The organism is Streptomyces sp. NRRL WC-3549, from assembly GCF_000721935.1.
Taxonomy (GTDB): Bacteria; Actinomycetota; Actinomycetes; order Streptomycetales; family Streptomycetaceae; genus Streptomyces.
In genome coordinates, this window is sequence record NZ_KL585451.1 from 997 (window position 1) to 9911 (window position 8915).

Below are 8915 nucleotides of genomic sequence, written 5' to 3' on the forward strand. Positions count from 1 at the left end.
AGGACTCCAACAGACCCGCGGCCATACCCACCCACTGCGAACCCTGACCAGGGAACACGAACACCGGACGGGCGGTCCTGGTTGCGACCGCCTGGGTCACGTCCGCCGACTCGCGCCCCTCGGCGAGGGCCGTGAGGGCGGCCGTGTACGCGCCGGAGGCGTCGGCCAGGAGGGCGGCACGGTGGCTGAACCTCGTCCGGCGGACGGCGAACGTGTGGCCGACGTCGGTCATGGAGGTGTCCGGGTTGCGCGCCAGGTGGGCCTGGAGCTGCCGGGCCTGTTCCCGTAGGGCGTTCTCGGTGCGGGCGGAGAGGACCAGCGGCGGCTTGGCGCCGTCCAGCGGCGCCCGGAGCGCCGGGGTGCTGTCCTCCCGCTCCCCCTCCTCGGCGGGGGCGGGCCGCTCGTCCGCAGGGGGCGCCTGCTCGATCACGGCGTGGGCGTTGGTACCGCTGACGCCGAAGGACGACACCCCTCCGCGGCGCGGCTGCCCGGTCTCCGGCCAGGGTGCGGGTTCGGTGACCAGGGCCATGCCCCCGTCGACCCAGTCGATGAGCGTGGTGGGGTTCTCCACGTGGAGGGTGGGCGGCAGCACTCCGCGCTGCACCGCCATCACCATCTTGATCAGTCCGGCGGCACCGGCGGCGGCCTGGGTGTGGCCGATGTTCGACTTGACCGAGCCGAGCCACACCGGGCGGCCCTCGGGGCGGTCCTTCCCGTATGTGGCGGCGAGTGCCTGGACCTCGATGGGGTCGCCCAGGGTCGTGCCGGTCCCGTGCGCCTCGACCAGGTCGACCTGGGCGGGTGAGAGCCGCGCGTCGGCGAGTGCCTGGCGGATGACGCGCTGCTGCGCGGGTCCGTTGGGCGCGGTCAGACCGTTGCTCGCGCCGTCCTGGTTGATGGCGGAGCCGCGTACGACTGCCAGGACGGGATGGCCGTTGCGCCGGGCGTCGGAGAGTCGTTCCACCAGGAACATGCCGATGCCCTCACCCCAGCCGGTGCCGTCCGCGTCGGCGGAGAACGCCTTGCAGCGTCCACTCGTCGACAGCCCGCGCTGACGGCTGAACTCGGTGAAGGCGCCAGGGCTGGACATCAGGGTGACGCCGCCCACGAGGGCCATCGAGCACTCGTCCCTGCGCAGGGACTGGCAGGCCATGTGCAGGGCCACCAGCGAGGACGAGCACGCGGTGTCGATGGTGACGGCCGGCCCGTTGAAACCGAAGGTGTAGGCGACGCGGCCGGAGGCGACGCTGCTGGTGTTGCCGACGCCGAGGTAGATCTCGGTTCCCTCGGGCGGGACGAACACCGTGCTGCCGTAGCCCTGGTAGGACGTACCGACGAAGACACCGGTCCGGGTGCCGCGCAGGGACGCCATGTCGATGCCGGCCCGTTCCACGGCCTCCCACGACGCCTCGAGGACCAGACGCTGCTGCGGGTCCATCGCGAGTGCCTCGCGCGGACTGATACCGAAGAACTCCGGGTCGAAGTCCGGTATGTCGTAGACGAATCCACCCTCGAGCGTGTAGCTGCGGGCCGGCTCGTCGGGGTCGCGGAAGAACAGTCCCTCGAAGTCCCAGCCTCGGTCCTCGGGGAACGGGGACAGGGCGTCGACCTGCGACATCATGATCTGCCACAGATCCTCGGGGGCGCGTACACCGCCCGGGAAGCGACAGCTCATCGCGGTGATCGCGATGGGGTCGTTGTCCTTCTCCTCAGCAGCGCGCAGCTTGCCCCTGGTCTCCTGGAGGTCGGCCGTCACCCGCCGCAGGAAATAGCGCAGCTTGTCGTCGGTCATGGCCTTGGTTTCCCCTCGGAGCGGTTCGTCCGGTTGCGGTCGGCTGGTCACGAGATACCGAACTCCTTGCCGAGGAAGTCGAAGATTTCTTCGTCGCTGGCGGTGTCGAGGTCCTGCGGTGGTACGACCGGTTCGGACGCCACCCGGATGTCGCCCCAGTTGGCGAGCATGGCGTTGAGCCGCAGGGTGACCCTGGTACGCCGGTCGTCGTCGGTGCCGACGGAGCTGAGCAGGGCTTCCAGCCGGTCGATCCCGGCGAGCACGGGGGCATCCGCCGCGCCGGTGTCGGGGACGACCTCGGTGCGGAGGTGCGCCGCCAGTTCCGTCGGTGTCGGGTAGTCGAAGACGAGCGTCGCCGGCAGCCGTAGCCCGGGGGCGGCGTTGAGCCGGTTACGCAGGTCTACGGCGATGAGCGAGTCGAATCCGAGCTTCTTGAACGCCATGTCCGGTTCCACGGCGTCGGCGGAGGCGTGTCCGAGGACGGCGGCCGCGTGGGTGCGCACCAGGTCCAGGACCACGTGGTCGCGGTCCTCCTCGGACAGCCCGGCCAGGCGCTGTGCCAGCCCCACTCCCCCGGTGCCCGTGCCATCCGTGTCGGCCGCACGTGGCGCGGCCGCGCGGACGAGCTTGCGCATCAGGGGCGGCNTGGTACGACCGGTTCGGACGCCACCCGGATGTCGCCCCAGTTGGCGAGCATGGCGTTGAGCCGCAGGGTGACCCTGGTACGCCGGTCGTCGTCGGTGCCGACGGAGCTGAGCAGGGCTTCCAGCCGGTCGATCCCGGCGAGCACGGGGGCATCCGCCGCGCCGGTGTCGGGGACGACCTCGGTGCGGAGGTGCGCCGCCAGTTCCGTCGGTGTCGGGTAGTCGAAGACGAGCGTCGCCGGCAGCCGTAGCCCGGGGGCGGCGTTGAGCCGGTTACGCAGGTCTACGGCGATGAGCGAGTCGAATCCGAGCTTCTTGAACGCCATGTCCGGTTCCACGGCGTCGGCGGAGGCGTGTCCGAGGACGGCGGCCGCGTGGGTGCGCACCAGGTCCAGGACCACGTGGTCGCGGTCCTCCTCGGACAGCCCGGCCAGGCGCTGTGCCAGCGCGCGCCGGCGGCCGCCTGCGCGCGGAGCGCCGCGAAGTCCAGCCGGACCGGCAGCAGCAGAGCGTCTTCGGAGGCCGTGGCGAGGTCGAAGAGGGCGAGTCCTTCCTCGGAGGAGAGCCCGGCGACACCGCCTCCGCTCATCCGGCGTACCTCCGCGTCGCTGAGGTGCCCGGTCATGCCGCTCGCCTGGGCCCAGAAACCCCAGGCGAGGGTGGTGGCGGGAAGGCCGGAGGCCCTGCGGTGGTGGGCGAGGGCGTCCTGGTAGGCGTTGGCCGCCGCGTAGTTGCCCTGCCCTGAGCTGCCGAGGGTGCCGGCGGCCGAGGAGAACATCACGAACGCCGACAGATCGCTGTCCCGGGTGAGGTCGTGGAGGTTCACCGCTGCGTCGACCTTGGGCCGCAGCACCGCGTCCATCCGGGCGCCTGTGAGGGAGGTGATGACCCCGTCGTCCAGGACACCCGCCGCGTGTACGACGGCGGTGAGCGGATGGGCGGCGTCGATGGTGCCGAGTGCCAGGGCCAGTTGGTCCCGGTCCGCCGCGTCGCAGGCCACGACGCGCGCTTCGGCGCCGGCGTCCCGCAGTGCGGCCAGCAGGTCGGCGGTGCCGTCGGCCGCGTCGCCCTGCCGGCTCAGCAGGAGCAGGTGGCGCACACCGTGGCGGGTGACCAGGTGGCGGGCGAGCAGGCTGCCCAGGGTGCCTGTACCACCGGTGACCAGGACAGTCCCTCCGCCGTCGAATGCGGCACCGGTGTCGCTGCCCGCTTCCGCTGCCACGCGTGCCAGGCGGGGCATCAGCACGGAGCCGTCCCGCAGGGCGAGTTGCGTCTCCGGCAGAGCCAGGGCCCCGGGCAGTGCGTGCCAGGAGGCCTCGCTGCCGTCGGCGTCGACCAGGACGAAGCGGTCGGGGTGCTCCGACTGCGCCGAGCGGACGAGCCCCCAGACCGGTGCCGTGGCGAGGCCGCCGACGCTCTCGCCCGTGGTGACAGCCACCGCGTTCGAGGTGCGGAGCACCAGCCTGGTGCCGGCGAGGCGCTCGTCGGCCAGCCAGCCCTGGAGCAGGGCCAGTGCGTCGCGGGCTGCGGTGTGCGCACCGGCTGTCGCGTCATGGGCCTCGGGAGCTCCGAGGCAGGCGATCACGGTGTCGGGCAGGGGCCTGCCGGCTTCGACGGCCGCGAGGAGCGCCTCGAGGTCCGCGTGCCCGTCGGCGTGGACGCCGGCTGCGGACAGCGGCGCGGGGTCTGCGCCCAGGACGGCCCAGGGGCCGGCGGGTGCGGGGCCGGCGGGTGCGACGGTCCCTGGCTCCCAGGAGAGCCGGAAGAGGGAGTCGTTCCCCTCCTGCGTGGCGGTCCTCAGCTGCTGGGGATCGACCGGCCGCATGTCGAGGGCGTCGACCGAGGCCACGGGCGCCCCGGTGCCGTCGGCCAGTTGGAACGCGATGCCGTTCGCACCGCTCGGGGAGAGCCGCGCCCGCAGGACGGACGCCCCGGTCGCGTACACGCTCACACCGCGCCAGGCGAACGGGAGCCGGGGCTTGCCGGCGTCTTCCCCGCGTCCCTGGCCGGGACCGAACGAACCGAGTCCCATCGCCTGCAGCGCGGCGTCGAACAGGGCGGGGTGGAGGGCGAATCCGGTGGCTTCGGCGCGACCGTCCTCGGGGAGCGCCACCTCCGCGTAGATGTCCTCACCGGACTGCCATGCGGAACGCAGGCCCTGGAACATCGGCCCGTATCCGAAGCCGAGCGCGGCGGCCTGTTCGTACACACCCGCGAGTTCGAGTTGTGTGGCCCCGGCGGGGGGCCAGGCGGTGAAGTCGAACGGCGCGCCGGATGCGGCGCGGGTCGCGAGCACACCGGTGGCGTGCCGTCGCCAGGGCGTCTCGGCGAGGCCGCCTGCCTCGGCCGGCAGGTCCGCCGGGCGGGAGTGGACGGTGAGCGGCCTGCGGCCGGTCGCGTCCGGAGCACCGACGACCAACTGCACCTGCATGGCGCCGCGTTCCTGCAGGACGAGCGGCGCCTCCAGGGTGAGTTCCTCCACGAGGTCGCAGCCGACCTGCTGTGCTGCGCGCAGTGCCATCTCCACGAATCCGGTACCCGGGAGCAGGATCGTCTCCATGACGACGTGGTCGCCGATCCAGTGCTGGGTACGTGGGGAGAGCCGGCCGGTGAACAGGTAGCCGTCGGCGTCGGCCAGGGCGACCCCGGCGGCGAGCATCGGGTGGTCGGCTGCGCCGAGGCCGATGGAGGCGGGGTCGCCGGACGTGCTGTTCCTGATCGGCAGCCAGTAACGCCGGTTCTGGAAGGCGTACGTGGGCAGCTCGGCCCGGCGCACGTCGCGCCCCGCGAAGAGCGCGGTCCAGTCGAGGGGGACCCCGTGCACGTGGGCGGTGGCGAGCGAGGACAGGAAACGGTCGGGACCGCCCTCGTCGCGGCGCAGCGAGCCGAGAACAGCGCCGTCGACGGCGGCTTCGTCCAGGGTCTCCTGGAGTCCGACAGCCAGGACGGCGTGCGGGCTGATCTCGACGAACACCCGGTGTCCCGCGCCGAGCAGGACCTGTGTGGTCTCCTCCAGGCGCACCGTCCGGCGGAGATTCGTGTACCAGTACTCGGCGTCCATGCCCGCGGTGTCCAGGAGTTCGCCCGTGACCGTCGAGTACAGGGGCACCTGCGAAGAGCGCGGAGCCACGTCGGACAGCAGGGCGAGCAGGCGGTCGTGGATGCGCTCCACGTGCGCACTGTGCGACGCGTAGTCGACGTCGATGCGCTTGGCGCGGACCCCCTCGGCCGTGCAGGCTGCGAGGAGCTCGTCAAGAGCGTCGGCGTCGCCGGAGACGACCACGGAGGACGGTCCGTTGACGGCCGCGACGGACAGGCGCCCCTCCCAAGGGGTGAGCCGCGCCCGTACCTTCTCCGAAGGCTCCGGTACGGAGGCCATTCCGCCCAGGCCGGACAGTTCCAGGATCGCCTTGCTTCGCAGCGCCACCACGCGGGCGGCGTCGTCCAGTGTCAACGCGCCGGCGACGCAGGCCGCGGCGATCTCGCCCTGCGAGTGGCCGACGACGGCGGCCGGCTCGACGCCCGCGGCACGCCACACCTCGGCGAGCGAGACCATGACGGCCCACAGAGCGGGCTGCACCACGTCGACGCGGTCGAGTCCAGGGGCGTCCGGCGCTCCGCGCAGCACGTCCAGCAGGGACCAGTCGGTGTGGCCGGACAGGGCGGTGGCGCACTCGCGGATCCGCTCGGCGAACACCGGGCTGCTGTCCAGGAGTCCGCGTGCCATCCCCGCCCATTGCGCACCCTGGCCAGGGAACGCGAAGACGACCTTGGGCTCCTCCCCGGGGGCGACCGCCTGGACGAGGCCGGGAGCTCCGGTGCCCTCCGCGAGGGCGGCGAGGGCGTGCAGGAGGTCGTCCCGGCCGGCCGCGACGACGGCCGCCCGGTGTCCGAAGCGGGTGCGGGACGTGGCCAGGGAGCAGCCGACGTCGGCCAGTACCGCGTCGTCGTGCGTCAGCAGGTGGCGGTGCAGGCGCCCGGCCTGGTCGCGCAGGGCCTCCGCCGAGGTTCCTGAAAGCACGAAGGGGAGGGCTGTCGCTCCGAGGAACGGTTCCTCGCCCGCCTCGGGGGCGGCCTCCGTCTGCTCGGGGGCCTCTTCGAGGACGACGTGGGCGTTGGTGCCGCTGATGCCGAAGGACGAGACGGCGGAGCGGCGCGGCCTGCCGGTCTCGGGCCACGGCACGGCCTTCTGCAGCAGGGACACCGCTCCCGCGGACCAGTCCACATGGGAGGTGGGCTCGTCCAGGTGGAGGCTCCGCGGCACCGTTCCCCGCTGCATCGCCAGGACCATCTTGATGATCCCGGAGACGCCTGCGGCGGCCTGCGAGTGACCGATGTTGGACTTGATGGAGCCCAGCAGCACGGGCTGGGGCCGGTCTGTGCCGTAGGTGGCGAGGACGGCCTGTGCCTCGATGGGGTCGCCCAGCGGCGTTCCGGTGCCGTGCGCCTCCACGACGTCGACGTCCTGGGTGGTGAGTCCCGCGTTGGCCAGGGCCTGTCGGATGACTCGCTGCTGCGAGGGGCCGTTGGGCGCGGTCAGTCCGTTGCTGGCACCGTCCTGATTGATCGCCGACCCCCGGACCACGGCCAGGACCGGGTGGCCGTTGGCCTGGGCGTCGGACAGTCGCTCGACGAACAGGACGCCGACGCCCTCGCTCCAGCCGGTGCCGTCCGCGGATTCGGAGAAGGCGCGGCAGCGGCCGTCGGAGGCGAGGCCGCCCTGTCCGCTGAGCCCGGCGAAGCCGGCCGGGGTGGCCATGACCATGACGCCGCCCGCGAGTGCCATCGAGCACTCGCCGTTCCGCAGTGCCTGGGCTGCCAGGTGCAGGGCCACCAGGGACGACGAGCAGGCGGTGTCGACCGTGAGGGCGGGGCCCTCCAGGCCGAGCGTGTAGGACACCCTGCCGGAGATGACGCTCGCGGTGGTCCCGGTCAGGATGTAGCCGGCGTTGTTGTCCTCGGCCTTTTGCAGCAGACCGGTGTAGTCCTGGCCGCTGGAGCCGACGAAGACGCCGGTGCGGGTGCCTCGCAGGCCGGCCGGGTCGATGCCCGCCGCTTCGACGGCTNCTCCAGGAGCAGCCGCTGCTGCGGGTCCATGGCGACGGCTTCGCGCGGCGATATGCCGAAGAACGCCGGGTCGAAGTCACCAGGATCGGTGAGGAATCCGCCGGTGAGCCCTTCGATCTCCCAGCCCCGTGACTCCGGGACCTCCGTGATCGCGTCGCGGCCCTCGTCCACGAGCCTCCACAGCTCCTCGGGCGTCTCCACGCCTCCGGGCAGCCGGCAGCTCATACCGATGATGGCGATGGGCTCACCGCTGTCCGAGGCGTCGGCCCGCGGTGTGTCACCGCTGCCGGCGGATACGGAACCGGCGACCAGTTCGTTGACGTGGTCGGCGAGTGCGGCAGGTGTCGGATAGTCGAAGACGAGGGTGGAGGGCAGCCGCAGCCCGGTGACCAGGTTCATCCGGTTGCGCATCTCGATCGCGGTGAGGGAGTCGAAGCCCAGGTCGCTGAAGGCCCGCTGGGCTCCGATCTCGTCGTGCTCCGAGTAGCCGAGGACGGCGCCCGCCTGGGTACGGACCAGATCGAGTACGGCGGCCGCGCGGCCGGCCTCGTCGAGCGGGGCGAGCAACTGCGCGAGGGCCTCCTCGGCGGAGCCGGCGCCGGCTCCGCTGTTCGCTGCCGGGCGCGCCGGGAGGCGCACCAGGCCGCGCAGCATGGGCGGAACCGCTTCGACGGAGCCTGCTCCGCGCGCGCCGGACACATCCAGGGGGGCCGGGACGAGCAGGGCGTCGTCCAGGTCGCGGGTGGCGTCGAACAGGGCCAGTCCCTGCGCGGACTCCATGGATCCGACACCGGAACGGCCGATACGGCTGGGCTGGGTGTCGTCGAGGTTCGCGGCCATTCCGCTGCGGTCGGCCCACAGTCCCCAGGCGAGCGAGGTGGCCGGCAGGCCGCGTGACCGGCGGTGCTGGGCGAGGGAGTCGAGGAAGACGTTGGCCGCGGCGTAGTTGCCCTGTCCCGCGCCGCCGAGTGTGGCGGCGACCGAGGAGAACATGACGAAGGCGCTGAGGTCCAGGTCCTGGGTGAGCTCGTGGAGCGCCACCGCCGCGTCGACCTTGGGGCGGAGCACGGCAGTGACACGCTGAGGTGTCAGGGCTGGGAGAACCCCGTCGTCGGTGACGCCTGCGGCGTGCACGACGGCGGTGAGCGGGTGATCGGCGGGGACCGTGGCCAGCAGGGCGGCGAGCTGTGCGCGCTCGGCCACGTCACAGGCGGCGACGGTGACGGTGGCGCCCAGTCCGGCCAGTTCGGCCTCCAGCTCTGCGGCGCCCTCCGCCGAGGGCCCGCGCCTGCTGACGAGGAGCAGATGGCGGATGCCGTGGGCGGTCACCAGGTGACGGGCGAACAGCTTGCCGAGCGTGCCGGTGGCGCCCGTCATCAGCACGGTGCCCGAGCTGTCTCTTATACACATCT

The 8915-nt window shown here is 72.6% G+C and carries 2 protein-coding genes and 2 pseudogenes; all 4 read right to left on the reverse strand.

The annotated features are described in order from the left end of the window. Nucleotides 1-1792, reverse strand: a 1792-nt coding sequence (locus IH13_RS0135455) for a type I polyketide synthase (protein ID WP_031091160.1), incomplete at its 3' end; no start/stop codon positions are given. Nucleotides 1793-1839: 47 nt separating this feature from the next. Further along, entirely contained in the window at nucleotides 1840-2427 is a 588-nt protein-coding gene (locus tag IH13_RS0135460; protein ID WP_037843381.1) for an acyl carrier protein, read from the reverse strand. A 158-nt stretch (nucleotides 2428-2585) separates the two neighbouring features. Next, nucleotides 2586-7502: pseudogene (locus tag IH13_RS39970) on the reverse strand (type I polyketide synthase); the annotation flags it as partial. 1 nt (nucleotide 7503) lies between these two features. Then, nucleotides 7504-8915: pseudogene (locus tag IH13_RS45410) on the reverse strand (type I polyketide synthase); the annotation flags it as partial.

Bases quoted from the DNA above. Each gene is read 5' to 3' on its own strand.
- IH13_RS0135460 (WP_037843381.1), bottom strand. From the start codon at position 2,427: ATGCGCAAGCTCGTCCGCGCGGCCGCGCCACGTGCGGCCGACACGGAT.